1 protein-coding gene is annotated in these 218 nt (G+C 65.1%); it reads left to right on the top strand.

Going from position 1 to position 218, the window contains the following annotated elements:
• Positions 1-12 precede the first annotated feature (12 nt).
• A partial coding sequence (locus Q1B08_RS21925; protein WP_299823635.1) for a phage holin family protein occupies positions 13-218 on the top strand: 206 nt, incomplete at its 3' end.

Here is a 218-nt window from a genome sequence, read left to right as displayed (position 1 = left end):
TGGAGTTGATCCATGGCAGATCCAACCGACCCTCATCGTCCGATCGACCCCGTTGACACGTCCCGCTCCTCCGCGGGCCTCGCGAGTGACGTCCTTCGGCACGGCTCGAACCTGGTTCAGCAGGAAATTCGGCTCGCCCGGGCCGAGATGTCCGAGAAAGCGGCACAACTGAAGTCCGCAATCGGCGAGCTGATCGCGGGCGCCGTGCTCCTGGCGGT

This window comes from uncultured Jannaschia sp., from assembly GCF_947494025.1.
In the GTDB taxonomy this organism is placed as follows: Bacteria; Pseudomonadota; Alphaproteobacteria; order Rhodobacterales; family Rhodobacteraceae; genus Jannaschia.
The sequence above is the reverse complement of the archived record's forward strand: the minus strand, read 5'-3'. Positions and strand labels throughout refer to the sequence as shown.